Consider the following 19,693-nt stretch of genomic DNA (forward strand, 5'->3'; position numbering starts at 1 on the left):
TTAAACGTGTCGCTGCTTCGCACTTTGCTCTTGCATATAGCAAAAGCGGCGTCGCCCAAGTCTTTTTGTATCATGTATGTGACGCCACTACATACAGCCCATTGTTTGATGGGTAAATCAGCCAGATCATACGATTTTTTTTAACTCAAAATCAAAGTACTCAAAATTCAAGAAAGTCTCATCTCGATCGCATCTAGCTACCGTGGAGCCTATGGTAAAGGTTACTACGCTCTTTTACGAGCGATCGCAATTGCTTTTGATAAAGATACAAATCTAGTTATATTCACCTCTGAGTCAAGGAGGGGACAGGGGGCAGACGGCAGGGGGCAGAGGGAAAGGGAGATTCTAGAAGCTTACAGAAGGTTCATTTTTTAGGAGAACTATTGGCAAACTAGGGAAAATTAAAAATCTCCGGTAAATTTGAGTTGAACTCATTTATACGGAAAGGATGGCATGAACGATAACAAAAATCTTGAATCAGGGGAGTTGTCCTGTAAACTGCAAGCGATCGCAACTGTGGTGTATGATGCAGTTCAAGGTTGTCAAGGCGATAGTGTGGCTCTTTTGGCAATGCTTCGGCAATTGGAGTATTTACACCGAGAGATCCGAGATGGAGTTTTTCAAGAGAGTTTGCCTGTTAACCGTCGGCAACTCTACTCACTACTGAAAGATATTGAGTCTGAGGGAGGCTGGCCTTATATTGAGCGCATGAGACTACAAGCCTTTTTAGCAAATTTGCCACAAGAGGCTCCCGCAGAAAATAATCATGAAGTTTTAGAGAGCGATCGCTCATACGGCTGATCATGTCAAAATAAATTTCTAGCTGTGAATTAACAACTCTGATCGCCTCATCAACCGCTAAACCAAGAGCGGTTGCTCATTGAGGCTTCAAGCTAATTCGTAATTCGTAATTCTTAATTCTTAATTAAAAGGGGTTTTTACTGGTTATACCATCGCAAAGAATGCGATCGCGCTCCTCTAGATTGTGATTATGTTTGAGGTAATTGCCCACCCAGTCGCAACCACGAACAAGTAAGTTGTCAAGATTTAAATTCCACAGGATTATTGTTTTGTCATCACTCGCTGATGCTAGGGTTTGACCATCTGGGCTAAAGCTGACACTGAGTATCCCACCATGATGCCCATTAAGACTTTTAATTAATTTGCCATCACGGCTCCAGAGTTTCACTGTACTGTCCCAACTGGCAGCGGCGAGCAATTCGCCATTGGGACTGAAAGTAACGGCATTGACGCTATCAGTGTACCCCTTTAATAAAGTTTTTAATAACGTCCCATCCCGTCGCCACAGTTTCACAGTGTTATCCCAACTAGCAGAAGCCAGTAACTCGTCAGTGGAACTAAAGCTGACACCTGTCACCCAGCTGTCATGGGGCGATAAAGTTTTGAGTAAAGTACCATCTCGACTCCACAGTTTCACTGTTTTATCATCACTAGCAGAGGCTAAAACCTGACTATCATGACTGAAGTTGACGCTATTTACCGAATCCTGATGCCCCACTAAGGTTTTGAGCAACTTGCCCTCACGGTTCCAAAGTTTGACTGTTTTATCTTTGCTAGCTGATGCCAAAAACTGACCATCAGGACTAAAACTCACGCTCATCACACTATCAGTATGCCCGTGGAGAGTCATGATTAAAGTACCGTCAAGCCGCCAAAGTTTCACAGTTTTGTCATAACTTCCTGAAGCCAGCATTTTACCCTTTGGGTCAAAACTGACACTATGAATTTGATCTGTATGCCCCACTAAAGTTTTGTAAAACCGGGTTTTGACCTCACCTTTACTAGTGTATCGTTGCCAAAGTTTAACAGTGCGATCGCTACTACCAGAAGCTAGCATCTGACCGTCGGGACTCCAAGCAACGCTAAAAACTCGCTTCCGATGCCCTTTAAGAATAGACGGTGTTGGGGCATCTAAACTCCATAGTTTCACACTTTTGTCGTAACTTCCTGAGGCCAGCAATTTATTATTTGGACTAAAAGCTAAACTGACAACATAATAGCTATGTCCTTTGAAGGTTTTCAGTAAAGTACCATTGGTACTCCAGAGGTTTATGGTTTTGTCTTCACCTGCGGAAGCTAACTTTTTACTGTCGGAACTAAAACTCAAACTCCACACAGCCTTACGATGCTGCCGTAAAGTTTTGTAAAGACGAAAGTTAAAACCGTCTTTAGTGCTATTACTTTCCCGCCGCCAAAGCTTGACTGTTTTATCTCGACTTGTTGACGCCAACAATTTACCATCTGGGCTGAAAACAGCTACAGTTACAGCTTCCTGATGTCCCTGCAAAGTTGTAACAAGGCTACCGTCGCGTCGCCAGATTTTCAATGTCTTGTCGTCGCTGGATGAGACGATGAATTGACCATCAGGGCTGAAGTTTACCCAGTTAACTGGCCCTTGATGTCCTACCAGTATTTTTACTAAGCTTCCGTCTTTGCGCCAGAGTTTTACGGTTTTATCCTTACTACCAGTAGCTAACAATTCGCCATCAGGACTAAAATTAACGCTATAAACCTCATCTCCATCTCCTTTCAAGGTTTTGTATGGCTTGGTGTCAAATCCACCTGTAACCGAGTTTTTGTGCCAGATTTGCACTGTTTTGTCGAGGCTGGCGGAGGCTAGGGTTTGACCATCAGGGCTAAAACTTAGACAGTTGACAGCACCAGTGTGACCTTTAAGAGTTTGGAGTAAAGTTCCGTCAGGACGCCAAAGTTTCACAGTTTTATCTAGGCTACCTGATGCTAGTAACTGACCATCTGGACTAAAAGCTAGTCCCCAGACAACATCGGTGTGCCCTTCCAAGCGGTTAACCTCTGTTACCCCATAAACTGCCTGTTGCAGAGCTGTCACCACCCGCATTCGGGTATCTGGCTGCACTCCATCTGCTTGTTTAAGTTCTCTCCAAGCCCGCAAACTTTCTAATAGGGCATCAAATTCTTTATTGGAGGCAAATAAAGCTTCACTAGCAGCAGCGATCGCACTAATGTTCAAGTTGCTTTCACTACGTTCAGCTCGTAGAGTTTGGCGGATTGCTGCTCTTTTTTGCAAGTCGGCTTGCCACCATAATGTTGCTATTGTTCCCCCCATGATTGCCAGCACTGCGCCTGCTATTCGTGCTTCCCGCAGTCGTCGTTGCAATACCAAATTGAGTTGCTTTTGACTAAGTTGTTGGGCGACTTCAGCTTGAGTTTTTTCAAGTTTGATTTTTTCTAATTCCGCGAGCATACCATAATTGTTCTTTTGCCGAATCGGTTCAACTAAATAATCGTGAACTAGCTGATAGCGATCGCCTAATTCTTCTCTAACTCGCAACACCAAACCTGAACCCACCAATATTTCTAAAATCAGTTCCCCAACTGTTTCAAAGCTTGATATTGTATCTATATCACGATTATTAACTAATGCAGCCGCTAAATCAGCTTTAGTTTTTAACGGTCGCGTGCCTTTTTCATCAGTTAACTCAAATAATAGTTTCCAAGTTAACTCTTCATTCTCCTGACCACAATCTTTAATAACCTCCTCAAGCCAGCGTTCTACTAATTTTGCCGAGCCACCGCAAAGTTTATATTGTCCGAGTGTGGTAATGTTTTCTATTTGTAGTTGAGCGCCAACTATTTGTAATTCAATTGGATGTACTTCGTCTAGTTCTGTTGTTAAATCCTGGACTAATCGGTTAATTAATTCATCACTTAGTTCGGAATGTGAACGTTGAGTAAGACTATGAATTATGGCTTTAGCATCCTGGCTAGAGAATTTCCCTAGATAGTAGCGAATATCCTTATCAAGAATATTTTTATTAATTACGCCTAAATCATATAAACTAATACTATTTTTTTGGCTTAACCGTTCAAATTCTAATAAATAATGTAGATAATCTTCTCTTAATGATAGAATAATTTTGACAAATGAAATATTTAAACATTCACTAAAAAATTGGTAAAATTCTATTCTTTCACTGGGAAAGTTACTAATAAAGAAAAACTCTTCAAACTGGTCTAAAATGATAATTATTGTATAATTACGCTCGGTTGCTAACCGAATTTTTTCTAGGAGTATAGTAGGTGTAGAGTCAAGATTAACCGATATTCCTGTAGATGCCAGCACTTGATTTAGACTGCTTATTAAGACTGTGAGCCAATCAGTGTAAACAGACAAAACAATAGGTATAGGAATGCGTTCACCGATAACTTTACCTTTGAGCGCTGGAACTAAACCAGCTTTGAGAGTTGAACTTTTACCTACACCAGATGGGCCATAAATTACTGTAAGCTTGTAATCTGCACGACTAATTCTTTCAATCAAACGATTGACATCTTGCTGCCGTCCAGAAGCAGATATTTCTTGGGCAACTCCCTCAGGAATAAACGGTATTTTTTGAGGTTCCAATGCTGGGTTAATTTTAGAGTGTTGCGGCTGCAATTGACTTGCCCCAATGAAAGCACGAAAGCCATATTGATGCTCTATTTGAATTTTTTCTTGCTTAAGTTTAAAGGCTTCTGTATAGTCATGACGCTCAAAAAAGTAAAGCGATCGCAGTTCCTCTAAAATCTCTAAATAAAGAGATGGCTGATGTTGTAGCTCACAAACTACCCTCGCCCATTCCAGATTATTAATAGCCTCCTCTGGCTCACCGAGATGCCTCTGTGTACGTGCTAGCAAGAGAAGATACCAACTTTCTTGTCGTCGTCTTCGTAAAGCATCTTGCAGAGAAGCTTGTGTTACTTCTTCGGAGATAGAAAGTGCTGTATTCGCTAATTCATGAGCCAGTATCCAATTCGACTCAGAAGCTGCCACACTTGCCAAAAAGCCATAATCTTGAGCAACTTGTGCAGGATTTCCATAGCTTTGATGTAGATGTAATGACTTTTGAGCTAATTCTTTTAAGTCATTCCAGGCTTGTAAACGTTGCAGCATTTCACAAGCAGGCAAAATAAATTTAGCAACTAAGTCTTCTCTTTGTACTTCCTCCAATATTTCTAGACATTGTTTAAACCACGACAGAGCATGTTCGCAATAGCTTCTATTACTATTTTGATGTAAGTCCGCCATTCGGTGATAACACAGCCCCAGATGGAATATTACTATTGCTTGCTTAAGTAAAGATGAGAGGGGTAAAGAAGAATTACTTTCCCACTCTGCTACTCTCCTGGTTTCTTGCTGCCACAATGCTAGGCTTTTTTGATAATTGGCTAAAGCACCATTAATTTGATCGTTGGCGTATTTATCTCGCCCTATAACAAACTCTAAACTAGCTTCTAATCCTGGTGTTAATTTAACGCCGTACAAGCGCAGCAAATCATTACGGGCTGATTCTATTTCGTGGCGGTGTTGAGACTTAGGATCTAAATCTAGGGAGGCGTTAGATAAAAATGTTTCGGCACCTGCTTCTAAAACTTTAGTAAATAGAGATTCTGTCTCTTGTTGGATCAAAGCAATTAAATCTGCTTTTGCCATTTCAAATTTAATCGTGGTTGCAGCCCAGCTTTTAAAATCAGGTGCTAATCTTGAAAGCAATGATGCCACATCATCTTGTAGCCACAACACCACTGGAAATGGAAAAGTCACGGCATAGATATCTCGCGCTTGGTTGATACCTGTAAGTAAGTTTTCTATGTCTATAGTTGACTCAATACCAAAAACCATTACAGCTGATGGCAAACAATCTGTAAGGACAGCAGGATTATCTAAAGATAGTTCTGAGATTATTGTATTATGTAAGGAAGTAGTTGATGGATTTAGAAAGATTTCTCTGAAATAAATGTCTTTGCTAATAGAGCGAATATTTTCTAACATTTGTTCACGTAATTGCCCATAGTTACACCGAACTAAAATTAGGGCAAATTGACCTTCAGAAAGTGCGATCGCTCTAATTAGTCTTTGCAATGTATGCTGATTTTCTTTTGTGTAGATGTGTAGCTGCTTATCAGTAGTCATGGGTTATTGAACATGGAAAGTGAGGAATGGAGAATGAGAAATTGAGCATTAGTTATTAGTCCAATGGCAAATGACAAAGGACTAACGACTAATGACTCACGCAGCATTGTTACTTTTTTTGTTGCCAAGCTAAAACTTTTTCTGTTTCTGCTAGGGCTGGACTAATACCGAACCATCGTCCCAGAGGATCACGATATTCAAATAGATACATGCTTCTTAGTAAACTTTGATAATCAGACTCACCTTTAACTCTCTGCTGCTGCACTACTTCAAACAATAATTCCCATTGGGATTCATCAATAGCTAGTAGCAAATCGTCGCGGTAGTCCTTAATCACGGCTTCTAAGCAGTCCTTAGAAAAAGGTGGATCTTCTCGTTGTAGGCAGCTATAAAGTAAACCTAATAAATTACGAATATGACCACCACTAATGCGGCATATACGATCCAAAGTTTGAGAGTGATCGAATAATTCTGTAATTAATGAAAGCCTTTCATTCAAAGGAACTTCTGGAAAAGCTCTTGCTAGAACTAATTGGCGGACTAGTGACATGCCTGGTTCGTAGTCACTGCCATCTCTTTGGCGTACCAATACCATCGGTAGTACTTTTGGCGCAATCCCTCCCCCCAAACGATTTTTCAGTGTCTCATACTCATTGGAGAAAATTAACGTTAGAGGAATTGTATAAACTAGGTGGCATTTGAGTCGGCGTAGCTGTTCGCCTCGGTCGATAAAGAGATATTCTGGTTGCGATCGCCCCGATGCTAAGGGACGCATATCTACTCGATCCAAATTATCTACAATTACTACTAATCCTTTTTGACCCCGTAGCTTTAGCTGTTCAACAGCTTTTTCTAGAATTTCTTCGTTAATGGCTTGCAAAATACTATTGGTACGTGGCTCTAGATATTGCCTTAGTTGATTCCGCGTCTGGGTACTATCTTTGGTTTTAGCGGTAATTTTGGCAATACCCAACGATAACTCTGCTTGTCCAGAAAGCTCTATGGGACTTTGCAAAAAATCGCCTACTTCTTTGAATAAATTGGTAAAGTAACCAGGTTTAAGTTTGACGTTAATGCCTTCTAAACTAGCACTGACTTGACGGGCTACACTTAGCAAAATATCGCTGATATCAATATCTGCCATATCTAAGTCTTGACTCGACTCAAAGTAAACTACATGAAATCCCGCTAATTCTAGTTCTGTCTTGAGGCGCTGCAATTCCGTTGACTTCCCGCAGCCAATGTGACCCGTAAATAACTGGCAGGTTGGCTCATCAGGAGAAATTCGAATGATAGTTCGCTGCAATTCTTCGACAATCTTGCAACCACGAACATCAGCAAAATCTATGTAATACTGGCGATCTAGCACGTTACTTATATTGAGCGTGTAGCTTGGATTACATGCTTTATAAAAACGTGACAAATTTAATGTCGTTTTCATGTATCTAGAGGTATATGTTGATGTGTGTGTGTAGATGTGTGTAGATGCAGTTAACTTGTATTTTTTATACCAAAAATCTCTAGTCTGGATGTAAGCACACAATTACTTCGCAAGTTGGCAATATCTTGCAAAAGACAGCACTTGTTCCAGATCGCTGTCAGTAGTATGGTAGAGATTTAGTTGACCCTAGTAACCTTAAGCATATCTGTCCTTTTTACACCTGCTATTGAGTTTTTGGTAATCTGTAGCTTTTGTGTGACTTAGCACAACCCTTTATAGCTGAGTTAATTAGTAAAAAAGCTACTACGTCTTATAGTTCCCAGTTTGGATTGCTAATGATAAGGACTGGTATGAATTATAGCAATCTATACAGAGACTTAATGATATTTGCTTATCATTTCACCTTTTCTTTGTCAAGGTGGCAAAATTAGAAATATCTAAATTAACCTTTTGTAATCTTTAGAGACAAGATGTTTGACGATCCCTTGTCGAAAAGACAACAGTAAGTTAAGAATGGACACCGGAAACTTTAATTGGAAGGATGACTAGCGCCACGTTCGTTAATGTAGTTACTGTAAAGTGTTACTAAAAATAAAAAAAGTCTTGAGGAGAGCGGCTAATAGATGCTGGCAGTGTTTACTGAGATTAATAATGATAAAAAGGCGTCAAGGAATTTGAATTGTAAGTAGAAAGGGGTTTGAATGGCTGGCATAATATCAGTTTCCCGCACCGATCTAGCCCAGCGTCGTAAGAAATTACGTCGGCAGAGGCAGATGAAAATTATTCAAGCTATTTGGCGAACTTTTGCCATTACTGGTTTGGCGATTGGATTGCTGTGGGTGGCAGTCCAACCAGTGTGGGTGCTAAAAAGTCCTAAACAAGTTGCGATCAAATCAGGTAATCAGTCCCTGTCGGATGAGACAACTCAATCACTATTGGCGCTATCTTACCCCCAATCTTTGTGGCGGATTGAACCGGCAGCGATCGCTAACTCTTTGAAGAAACAACCAACTATTGCCGAAGCGATCGTTAGACGCCGCTTGTTTCCTCCTGGATTAAACATCGAAATCCAAGAACGAGTCCCTGTAGCCGTAACTCAAACACCAAATGGGCAAAATCAAGGCGCTGGCAACAAAAAAGTCACAATCGGCTTGCTAGATGCAAGCGGGGCCTGGATGCCTTTAGAAAAATATACATCACTGAATCCTACTAAGAAATTACCCAATCTCAGAGTAATTGGATTGCCCAAACAATACTGTCTCTACTGGACTCAACTTCATCAAGCTGTAAGCCAAAGCCCCATAAAGGTGATGGAAATTGATTGCCAAAATCCAGCGAATTTAATTTTGAAAACAGAACTCGGAAATGTGCATCTCGGCGTTCCAGGCCCCCAACTGTCTGAACAAATTAAAGTACTCGCCCAGATGCGGCATTTAACAGCAAAACTAAATTCCGGCCAAATAGAGTATATTGATCTGAAAAATCCCGAACTTCCATTAGTACAGATGAACCAAAAAGAACAAAAATTAACTTCTAAAACTCCTAAAAACATCTAGTACAGCATGACGTAAATAAACAGACCATTTCAAATAGCGTAAAAGCCTGGAATACAATTCTTTTGAATGCTTGACTTTTAACTTCCGCCTTGCAGTACTAGAGTGTTTAATGTATTGATAGCTTTTAGTAAATTAAGAAGCTTTATGCTGATAAATAAATTTATTATTTTCAGTTTTCGAGCAACCCGCACGAAAATTGGCATTAACTTCTAATTAAAATGAGAAGATAAATCCTAAAATCTCTATTACGAGTAAAACACTTTCAATTATGACTCCTAACACCTAATAGTAGGGTGCAAGATGTTCAGCAATCTAATCATCGGCTATGGCGTGCAAAACGCCTTCTATTCCAAAGACAGTTTACCGAAGTTTCAATCTGTAAAGGAAAATGCCGCCCAAAGTTGCGTAAGCATAGCTTCTGGGCAGTCAATTTAGACTATTCTGTGCCGTAATTCCTATCGGTTTACAAAACCTCTGGAAAAATCTTGATTTGTTGACCACACTAGTAAGGGTTCTCGTAAGATAGACTATTGCTCGAACAAAGTCTCCATTAAGACCCCCCAAACAACAAATTAATCAGGTATAGTCTGACAAAGTAAATTATTGCTTACTTCAACCTTAGGGATAAGTAAGTATAAGGTAAATTTTGTGTCTAAAGTTGCAGCTATCCCCAATGGTGAAATCTATTAACAATATTATTGAGGTAGATCAGACGCACTGTAGTGTGTCTTTACTAGTTCTGCCCTCTGCTGAGAATAATGAAACGATTAATGTATGGTTGAAGTTATACAGATCACTTTTAGATAAATGTAGGTATACTTCTCTAGAATTGGCTGTGCGATCGCTTGCCTTGAAGGCTCATCCCATAGCAAATTTTCACACTGCCAACTCTGTTAGGCTTGGCAGTAGTGAAAACAATAAAGAACAGTGCCATAGTATTGTGGCACTGTCAAACTAAAGTTGACTCTGAGGTGAGTAACACCTGAAAAAGTCGTTTATCTACCCTTTGACAAATCCAATGACACTTGATAATAACCAAGGACTTAACTATAAAAATTCCCAATCGACGGGACAGCCGGGGTTCTCTCTGGCAGTTAACTCGACCAATCCCTTTAATAACTCTGGGTTGAACTTCGGACAAAATCACGATAATAAGAAGATTTCTACGGAAAATAGCCGAATTGGCGAGATCGTTCCTGGTCGGGTTGCCAACATTAAAGTGATTGGTGTCGGTGGTGGCGGTGGGAATGCCGTTAACCGCATGATCGAATCCGATGTTTCTGGGGTAGAGTTTTGGTCAATTAACACTGATGCCCAAGCTCTAACCTTAGCTGGCGCTCCCAGTAGATTACAAATCGGACAGAAGCTAACACGGGGTTTAGGAGCAGGTGGTAATCCTGCCATTGGTCAAAAGGCAGCAGAAGAATCACGAGATGAAATTGCCACAGCTTTAGAGGGTGCAGACCTAGTATTTATCACTGCTGGTATGGGGGGTGGCACTGGGACAGGTGCAGCGCCGATAGTGGCAGAAGTAGCAAAGGAAATGGGCGCTCTGACTGTTGGTGTAGTCACACGTCCATTTGTGTTTGAGGGCCGCCGCCGTACTAGCCAAGCAGAACAAGGTATTGAAGGACTAAAAAGTAGGGTAGATACACTGATTATTATCCCCAACAACAAGCTGCTGGAAGTGATCCCCGAACAAACACCTGTGCAAGAAGCTTTTCGTTATGCAGATGATGTACTGCGTCAAGGGGTGCAAGGTATTTCTGATATCATCACAATCCCTGGTTTGGTAAACGTTGACTTTGCTGATGTCCGAGCGGTGATGGCAGATGCGGGATCGGCATTGATGGGAATTGGCGTTAGCTCTGGAAAATCTAGAGCCAGAGAAGCTGCGATCGCAGCTATTTCTTCACCATTACTAGAATGTTCTATTGAAGGTGCCAGAGGGGTAGTCTTTAATATTACTGGTGGTACTGACCTGACTTTGCATGAAGTGAATGCAGCCGCAGAAGCAATTTATGAAGTAGTTGATCCCAACGCCAATATTATTTTTGGGGCTGTAATTGATGACAGACTCCAAGGTGAGGTAAGAATTACTGTAATTGCCACCGGGTTTACAGGTGAAGTGCAAGCTGCGGTACAACAAAGCGTAGCGAACGTTCGAGTAGCACCTAATACCTCGAAGCGACCAGTAACACAGCAACCAGCTGTTAATCCTTCAACCTCAACTCCAAGTTCAACTCCAACTCCAACTCCAATTCCAGAACCGAAAGAAAAACCAGGATTAGATATACCTGATTTTCTGAGAAACCGACGTACACCACGGAATTAAAAGATTTTGGATTTGAGGTTTTAGATTAAATTAGCAGTCTCAGGTTAGGCTGACTGCTGTATAAAATCTGCTAGTTCCAGGGTTTTACTAAGAGCAGGGGTAAGCAATCTGTTGCCATCCCCAATCTTGCTAATGGGTAAAAACTCGTTAACGCTACTTTATAGAAATAAAATTAACTTGGGCAGGAGTCGGCTGGCTCACATGTCCAGCTATGCTTTTGGAAAAAATAAACTGATGTAGTAAGCACAAAGCGTGCTTACTACAAACCCTCAAAACTCGAAGCAAAAAATAAATGTAAATTATTGTTTGCTTTCTATTGTCTGTTCAAGCCATTGAATAACCTGATGACCAAGGTGAGTACCATCTAAGCGATCAATCTCACGAATTCCAGTAGGGCTAGTGACGTTAACTTCAGTTAAGTAGCCACCAATAACATCAATACCTACAAAAATTAAGCCATCTTGGCGTAACCGTTCGGCTACTTGGGTACAAATTTCATACTCCCTTGGGGTAATTTCAGTTTGAGCGACTGTGCCACCAGTAGCCATATTATTGCGAAAATCAGTTCCGCTAGAGAGGCGATTGAGCGCACCAATTGGTTCGCCATTGAGTAGGATAATTCGCTTATCTCCTGCTTTTGCCTCCGGTAAATAGGTTTGCACCATTACAGGCACTCGACCTTGGAAAGTACTGAGTTCGACAATAGAGTTAAAATTGCGATCGCCTGATTGCAAAAATAAAATTCCTTCGCCAGCTTTGTTACCCAGTGGTTTGAGAACCGCAGCTTTGTTCGCTTCGACAAATTGCCGGATAAACTGCTTATCAGCACTAACAATGGTTTCTGGAATTGCTTTAGTAAACTGGAGGGCGTACATTTTTTCATTTGCCCCTCGGATGCCGTTAGGACTGTTAATCACCAAGGTTTTATTTTGGTCAATGTAATCCAGAATGTACGTGGCATAGAGGTAGGAATCATTGACAGGTGGATCTGTCCGCATAAATACGGCGTCCATTGTCTCTAAAGAAGTTAAGCAAGAATCGCTCAACTTATACCAAGGATTCACCGCTACCCAGCGTCCCTCCAGCAACTGCACTGGCACAAGTTCGACTCGCTGTAGGACAGCCCAAGCTTTGCTCTCCACCACACTCAGCAGATTTGCCTGAGTCACCCAAACTTCGTGTCCCAGGATTTGCGCTGCTTCAATTAGGGCAACACTGGTATCATGACACGGGTCAAGCAGATGGATGGGATCAATGATAAAAGCCAGTTTCACCCTTTATACCTCAATCACCAACAAATTAAATGGTTATTCAATTATTATCTCTTGATGCTCTCACCAATTGACGTATATATGTACTGCTGAGTGGAACCTAGTGGATAAAGTCTTGTGGACAGATATCGTTTTTTTGAGAAAAATCCTGTAAACAAGGCAGCGCGTAACTCTCCAGAGTTGTGGCGACTGCCGTGTGTAGCGGCTTGTCGCTAGCTTCTAGCAATATTTACTCAACCTATACGTTGCTAGAAGTTAGTAGTTCATCTAGTTTGCCTTGACTGTCTAGAGCGTGGATATCATCACAACCACCTATATGATCATCATTGATAAAAATTTGCGGTAAAGAGCGCCGTCCATTTGCTCTTTGAGCCATTTTATTTCTGGCTGCCTCATCTCCATCAATGCTGTATTCAATAAATTCAACTCCCTTGTTCTTCAACAAACTTTTGGCACGAATGCAAAATGGGCAAGTTCTCCAAGTATAAATTTCTACTTTTGCAGCCATAAAGTCCTCAACTTTATTTAATACTTTTTAATTTTAGAACTTTGCCACTGACTCTAGTGGTCTGTCAAATCCATTTTGACGGTTAGAGAGACGCGATAAATTGCCTTCTTTACAAAGAGACGCGATAAATCGCCTTCTTTACAAAGAGACGCGATAAATCGCCGTCTCTACAGGAAATCTATTCATAAATTATTTATTGACAGACTATCAATACCTTATCTTGCTTTGTCTTTACCCTTATAAGGCGCTAACTTGGTTTACATAAAAAATTAGTCAAGAGATAAAGTCTGGATTCTTGACTAAGATATTATGTTTATACCAATTTTGTTAAAAAACAGAGTGGCTATTATTTAATTGTGAGAATTGCTTATAAAGCGTAACTCAGTTGTCAGTTAGTACTCAAGTTCTCATTTAAGCTGAGACTAGAGGCTTTTTCTTGGCAACCCTCAGCGCACCTAGAGCAAATAAACCAAGAGCTACTGTTGCATTAGACTCAGGTACTCGTTTAGGTGGAGGTGGTGGAGCAATATAATAAGTACTAGGCTCATCTAAACCAGTACCATACTGAAAACGAATATTCTGAATCTTTGTTAAATCAAAGCCAGTAGGTAGCCCTGAGAAAACGAATGTGGCAGAGTCTTTTACAAAAGTCCCTCCACTTACTGCTGAATTTGGACTATCGTAACCAGTAATAATACCGTAATTGAATTGCTGTCCACCCGAAAGACCGAAACCAGGTGATATCCCAAAACCTGCTGTACCAATACCGTAGTGCTGAGTTACTGGCTTAAGTACGCCACTAGCACCACCAAGTCCAGTGCTAGCGGTAGTCTTAGCAAAACCCCATTCAACTGTATTTCCTCCAACCTTGGTAAGATCGACATTAGTTCCGGTAGTTACATTATTCTTGATTACGGTTGGAGCTTTGGCTGAAGACAAGGTTAAGTTTGTTAAGGGAGATCCAGCATAATCCCAGAAGATTCCTGTTAGAACATCAGAAGGAGCTGATGCACCTGGGCCTGTATTAGTAAGGGTCAGTGTCAACTTGCCTGCTATTGAATCATCAAAGACAGCTTTTGCCGAAAGGGCTGTACTGCTTCCACCTGATATTGGGTTAGTACCTGTAGCTGAGAAAGTCATGGAGGCTGCATCTGCTCTTGGCATCTGCGAAATAACCACAGCTAATGTTGATATACAGTAGGCCGCATAACCTACTATCTTCTTGGAATATAGTTGAGACACTTGCTTTAAACTCCTTTGGTTTCTATTTAAGGCATTTAAAATGTCTTAAGAGAACTTTTTTAGTAATAAACGCTCATGTATAAATTGACATAAGAAACTATTCATTGTCTACCTTATATATCAAGGTTAACTAAAACTTTAAGTTGGAAACAATCAATAAATTTTTACCAGTATATATAATTAGCTTCAGTGTTTACACTTAAACTAATTTTAAGCTTAAACTATGCATAATCAGCTTGCTTAATTAAGCTTCTATTTTTCAATATTTAATCAATTAATTCGTATGGGAGATTGGTAATTCGCTTTACAATAAAAGCTGATGGTTTTCCATAGATACCACGAGATTTTAGATTTAACTTTGGGGAAGGCGAAATCGCCTTCCCCAAAGTTAAAAATTTAGGACACTAATATTAAGATGTTGACACTGAATTCGCAACTCAAGTTTTAACTACAGTCAACGGCATATTCAATCAGCTGGGCAAGACGATGACGCAGGGTTTCTAATCCCAAGCGCTGACTCGCAGAAATAAACACCGCGAGGGGAAATTCTTCCCTAGCTAGAGCCAGTGTCTCACTATTGGCTTGATCAATCTTGTTAAAAACAACCAGCGCGGGGCCAGGAGTTATTGGCATTTGCGCTAAGATTTCTCTGACTGAGCGAATATGACGCAACCAAGCGGGATGAGACAAATCCACCAAATGGAGTAGGGCATCGGCTTCTGTGACTTCCTCTAAGGTGGCGCGAAAGGCATCCATTAATGATGCAGGCAGTTCATGTATGAACCCTACTGTATCTGTAATCAGAATTTCTTGAGGTTTATTAGCTTCGCCATGAGGAATTACCAAACGGCGCGTAGTAGGATCGAGAGTCGCAAATAGCTGGTCGGCTGTATAAACTTCTGCGTTAGTAAGAGCATTCAACAAAGTGGATTTGCCAGCATTAGTATATCCAACCAAAGCCACGGAGGGAACTTCTTCATGCTGTCGTCGCTGTCGTAACCGTGAACGATGTGCTTGCAATTGGTCTACTTCTTTTTGTAGTCGAGAAATGCGCTGCCCAATGGCACGGCGTTCAGTTTCAAGTTTGGTTTCACCAGGGCCACGAGTTCCAATACCACCACCCAATCGGGACATGGCGCGACCTCTACCAGCCAGTCGCGGTTGCATGTATTCTAATTGTGCTAATTCTACTTGCAACTTCCCGGCACGAGACTGAGCGCGTTGAGCAAAGATATCCAAAATTACTTCGGTGCGGTCAACCACCCGGATACCAATTTGCATTTCTAAGTTGCGGACTTGGGAGGGTGAGAGGTCGCGGTTAAAGACGACGAGATTAACTCCTAGTGTTTGGGCAGTTAGGGCAATTTCTTGCACTTTACCTTCGCCAACTACTGTCTGGGGATGAATGCGCGATCGCTTTTGTTGTATTGTCTGTAATACATTTCCCCCAGCAGTATCAACTAAACGCGCCAATTCCATTAGGGTGTCTTGGAATTGTAGGGGGGTTATCTCACTGGTCATTAGTCCTACAATTAACACGCGATCGTGGTCAGAATCTACTTCCTGAGCAACAAATTCGCGTTGGAATTCCGCTTCCAGATTTTCTACCAAGTCTATTAAATCCTGTTCTGCCAGATCATCCAAGCCCAGAGGTGGCGATATATTCCAGCTTGGGGATTGAATTTGGCTCTCTTCTACTTTGAAAGCAGCAGGACTAGTAATCAACGTGCGAGACTCTTGGGGTATCAGATGAGCTAGATAAGCTTCTTTGACATATCCAGTCGCACCGCCTCCCCGTCGTGTAAATCCTGTTCCGGTAATGTTTAGGACTACTAGGGCATCTAAGCGTTGCAGTGCCATAGCCGTGAGTGCCGACTCATTTGGCGGTTCTGCCTTGAGATGGGTGGCGATGCAACGAATACCACTGAGTCGTTCTGCACCGTAACGGGGCAATTCTAGAGGTGGTATTTGTGTTTGACGCGGTGTGCCTACCCCGACGCGAATCACTTGTCCGCGACGGTTGATATAGGCGCACACAGGCTGATTGATTTCTGTACTAATTGCTGCCAGACGCTGGGAAAACTCGGACGTGGTGATGCGATCGCCCGGTATACGCTGGTGATACAGCCTCTGTAGTTGCTTCAGCTGGCTGGACTTTAAACCTTGGAGATTTCCAAAAATAGTTTCTATAGGCGTTTATGACCAGTTAAATGGCCCCCCGAATCCTTATATGTCTATTTTATAACAGGGTTTAGCCTCCTATCTCTCTCTTTTGAGGGATGCATTATGAATTAGTTGGCGGCGGATATTCATTTTAGGCTATGGCGGTTCTAAGTTGAGTTTAATAGAGACTTAACCCTCATTCGCTTCCCTACAAGGATACTCTTCTCTTGGTCAAAGAAGAGGAAAAGGGGCAGGGAGCAGGGGGAAATGAATGACCCCATCAAGAACTGCTGTGAAATGAAGGGGACAACATGGGTTCTCTGACAAATGAGCGATCGCTCTTGAAAGTACACCAGTAGTTGACTGATGCTCCAAACTCATACCATTTCTTTATGAGGCTACGCCAAATTTTCTCAGTTTCTTATTTCTTTCTGTCTTACCCTGCGAGAAATATCGCTTCTTTAAAAATTTTTAGAGAAACTTCATCAAATCCTTGCACAAAGCGCTCTCCACTCCCATATCACTCTAGAAATTAACAGGATTCCACTACGACGTCTCCATAAAAATTTCGTATTTGTTGTAAAAAAAATAACTAAGTTCAGAATATTTACTGATTTGTGTCCTTGGTGTAAAGGTTAGTTTTAATACAGGAGTTCACCAGACTCAGTTACACCGCTTACAACAGGTTCGACTAAGTTGTTACATTAGTTCCCTTAAGTTAAAGGGTAAACCTACTAAAGTTTCAACCAATTTAATTAACCGCTCAACAAGCGCAGAGATGACAGGAAAAGTCTCCGGCTTTGTATTGTGCAAATTGTCCGATCACTTTCAATAAAACACTAACGATTGACGGTATCGACATCCCTACTTTAACCATCAACGGTTAATAGGATAAAAATTTTCAGTTTTACAAAAGTGTTTCTACAAACGATGCGATTCTAAGTCGCGATCGCCACCGGAAAGGGCGGGTACGCCATCGCACAACTGCGACTGTCTTAAAAAGACTAGATAAATTATCCATTCAAATAACTACTTAGCAACATAGTTTATTGCTGAGAACGTACTACCAATTCACCTTACAAATATTAGGAGTTAATCTCATGGCTGGCAAAACATACTACGTTTCTGGAACAGGCAATGATAAAAATGATGGCTTGAAGGAAGGAGCTGCATTTCGTACCCTTCAAAAAGCTGGAGACTTGGTGAAGGCAGGTGATACCGTCTACGTCATGAATGGTACTTACACAAATATTTACCCTAACATTCTGGATATTTCAGATAAGCACGGTACCGCTAAGGCGCCAATCACATTTACTGCTTATCCAGGACACACACCTGTTCTAGAAGCACACAAAAACAATTGGAATGCTGTCTCAATTACAGGCTCTTCTTATATAGTAGTTAATGGGCTGACGATGACGGGAGCGCGGGATGAAACTACATTAAAATATGCGCTCCAAGAAAAAAATAATTTAGGTAATCCAGCAACATCTGGAAATGGTATTAATGTTACATATATTGATGGCGATGAAAAGCAGCATTCACATCACATCACAATTAGTAATAACAACATTTCTAAGTTTCCCGGAGGTGGGATTGGAACAACCCAAGCAGACTACATTACAGTAGAAAAAAATGTCGTTTCTGGGAATGGTTGGTATTCTCCCTTTGGAGTCCAAGGGATTACAATGCTGAACCTCTGGAATTCTGATAATAATGTCAAAGATTACAAAGTAATTATTCGTGGTAACACTTCCTTTGATAACAATCAGTTAGTACCTAGTGATGCAACGGGAAGAATACAGGAAGGTCATGGGATAATGCTTGATAGAAGCTATATTGGCACTGATTTTTATGAAGGCAAAGCCTTAATTGCTAACAACCTAATCTACAACAATGGTGGCGGAGGTATTCAGATTTTCAAAGGACAAAACCCTGTAGATATTGTAAATAATACAATTTACAAAAATTCTCAAAACCTTTTACTTGGAGAAATTTTTATTAACAGCTCTAAAAATGTTCAGGCATCTAACAATATTATGTATGCCAAGTCCGGAGCGTCTGCCAATTATATAGCTAATTCTAGTAATGTTTCATTTGACAATAACATTGCTTACAACGGAGCTTTTAAAGACACAGGATCAGGAAATGTTTTAAAAGACCCGTTGTTTGTTAATGCAGCGAATCATGACTTTAGACTCAAATCTGGAAGTCCTGCGATCGATGCTGGTTCCAATGCCTTCAATAAAAGCACTAAGAATACTCCCATAGATGGCGATGGCAACGGCAGTGTATTGATTGATGCTGGTGCATACGAAGCCGCGACCAATAAGACTGCTATTGCTAACCAAATTTCTCTTCTTAATGGCACTGATAGCTCTGAGTCCCTAAAAGGTAATGACCAAGCCAACAAAATCTATGGGTTTGGGGGTCAAGACACTATCGTAGGTAATCTAGGAAATGACCAACTTTTCGGAGGCGACGGAAACGATACGCTATTTGGTGGTATTGGCGATGACCAACTATTAGGGGGTGCAGGCAATGACCTACTTTATGGGGGCAATGGCAAAGATGTACTTACCGGAGGTTATGGTGCTGATACTTTTGTATTAGCTTTAGGTGAGGGCACAGACTCTATTACTGACTTTGAAATAGGTAAAGATAAGCTTGCGTTGTCAGGTGGTCTTAAGTTCGGTCAATTGTCGATACAGCAACAAGGAAGTATTGCCTTGATTATGGATAGTTCTGACAATCAAGTGTTAGCGAGGTTGGATAATGTCACTGCAAGTATCCTTTCGGCTCAACCTTCTACTTTTATCACTATTTAGTTGTATCTTTTGATATCCCTCTCCTAAAAAACCATTCTGTTTTCTTCGGAGAGATATATGACAACAAAGCGATCGCATTAGTCGAGTGTATTCCGATTCGCTTTTTAGAGATTGTTGAGGGTTTTAGAGCCTGAATACGTGAATAAAATAACACCCTAAGCATTTTTTTTGTCAATTTTTTATTTCTTTGGTTAGACTGAGTTTGCAATTTTCTTAGATCCGGAAAATTTTGTGTTTGCACTCGTCACCTACTTTGCAGTACTGCTCAAGAATATCCGTACAACGGAATATCGGATCAAAGCAGCGCAAGAATTTCACTGGTTAGCGCGTGATTATACTGCCGGGAACGAGAAATTTGTCACCTATGACGCTCCTAACTCCTTCTTTGCATTATGA

General features: G+C 41.1%; 12 protein-coding genes. 6 read left to right on the plus strand and 6 right to left on the minus strand.

Translation table 11 applies throughout. The features are described from left to right. The first annotated feature begins 453 nt into the window (after positions 1 to 453). Entirely contained in the window at positions 454 to 801 is a 348-nt protein-coding gene (locus tag RMY00_RS12170; protein WP_322647782.1) for a hypothetical protein, read from the plus strand. 124 nt (positions 802 to 925) lie between these two features. Here the strand turns inward: RMY00_RS12170 and RMY00_RS12175 are convergent, their stop codons facing one another. Continuing rightward, complete coding sequence (locus RMY00_RS12175) at positions 926 to 5,953, minus strand: hypothetical protein (RefSeq protein WP_322647783.1); 5,028 nt, start codon at positions 5,951 to 5,953, stop codon at positions 926 to 928. A 109-nt stretch (positions 5,954 to 6,062) separates the two neighbouring features. Beyond that, a complete protein-coding gene (locus RMY00_RS12180; protein WP_322647784.1) occupies positions 6,063 to 7,394 on the minus strand; it encodes a P-loop NTPase fold protein in 1,332 nt (443 codons plus the stop codon). A 701-nt stretch (positions 7,395 to 8,095) separates the two neighbouring features. Between RMY00_RS12180 and RMY00_RS12185 the strand changes: the two genes are divergently transcribed. The 3 genes from RMY00_RS12185 to ftsZ all read left to right on the plus strand — a co-directional run bounded on the left by RMY00_RS12185 (position 8,096) and on the right by ftsZ (position 11,285). Continuing rightward, positions 8,096 to 8,950, plus strand: a complete 855-nt coding sequence (locus tag RMY00_RS12185; RefSeq protein WP_322647785.1) for a cell division protein FtsQ/DivIB — start codon at positions 8,096 to 8,098, stop codon at positions 8,948 to 8,950. Between the two features lie 673 nt (positions 8,951 to 9,623). Further along, positions 9,624 to 9,908, plus strand: a complete 285-nt coding sequence (locus tag RMY00_RS12190) for a hypothetical protein (protein ID WP_322647786.1) — start codon at positions 9,624 to 9,626, stop codon at positions 9,906 to 9,908. Positions 9,909 to 9,968: 60 nt separating this feature from the next. Next, positions 9,969 to 11,285, plus strand: a complete 1,317-nt coding sequence (gene ftsZ, locus RMY00_RS12195) for a cell division protein FtsZ (protein WP_322647787.1) — start codon at positions 9,969 to 9,971, stop codon at positions 11,283 to 11,285. Positions 11,286 to 11,584: 299 nt separating this feature from the next. On the opposite strand, the gene gshB is transcribed toward ftsZ, so the two are convergent. The 4 genes from gshB to hflX all read right to left on the minus strand — a co-directional run bounded on the left by gshB (position 11,585) and on the right by hflX (position 16,496). After that, positions 11,585 to 12,559 (minus strand): glutathione synthase, encoded by a 975-nt coding sequence (gshB, locus tag RMY00_RS12200; RefSeq protein WP_322647788.1) that lies wholly within the window; start codon positions 12,557 to 12,559, stop codon positions 11,585 to 11,587. Positions 12,560 to 12,794: 235 nt separating this feature from the next. Further along, on the minus strand, positions 12,795 to 13,064 hold the full coding sequence (grxC, locus tag RMY00_RS12205; protein ID WP_229470541.1) for a glutaredoxin 3: 270 nt from the start codon (positions 13,062 to 13,064) through the stop codon (positions 12,795 to 12,797). A gap of 411 nt (positions 13,065 to 13,475) precedes the next feature. Continuing rightward, the gene (locus RMY00_RS12210) at positions 13,476 to 14,306 is read right to left on the minus strand and encodes an XDD4 family exosortase-dependent surface protein (protein WP_322647789.1); all 831 of its coding nucleotides are present in this window, start codon (positions 14,304 to 14,306) and stop codon (positions 13,476 to 13,478) included. A 444-nt stretch (positions 14,307 to 14,750) separates the two neighbouring features. Further along, positions 14,751 to 16,496 carry a GTPase HflX gene (hflX, locus tag RMY00_RS12215; protein ID WP_322647855.1) on the minus strand — a complete coding sequence of 582 codons (1,746 nt, stop codon included), beginning with the start codon at positions 16,494 to 16,496 and terminating at the stop codon, positions 14,751 to 14,753. A gap of 1,073 nt (positions 16,497 to 17,569) precedes the next feature. On the opposite strand from hflX, the gene RMY00_RS12220 reads away from it, so the two are divergent. Then, positions 17,570 to 19,297, plus strand: coding sequence for a choice-of-anchor Q domain-containing protein (locus RMY00_RS12220; RefSeq protein WP_322647790.1), 1,728 nt, complete (start codon positions 17,570 to 17,572; stop codon positions 19,295 to 19,297). 231 nt (positions 19,298 to 19,528) lie between these two features. Beyond that, complete coding sequence (locus RMY00_RS12225; protein ID WP_322647791.1) at positions 19,529 to 19,693, plus strand: hypothetical protein; 165 nt, start codon at positions 19,529 to 19,531, stop codon at positions 19,691 to 19,693.

The sequence above is a fragment of the Nostoc sp. ChiVER01 genome (assembly GCF_034531155.1).
Classification (GTDB): Bacteria; Cyanobacteriota; Cyanobacteriia; order Cyanobacteriales; family Nostocaceae; genus Nostoc.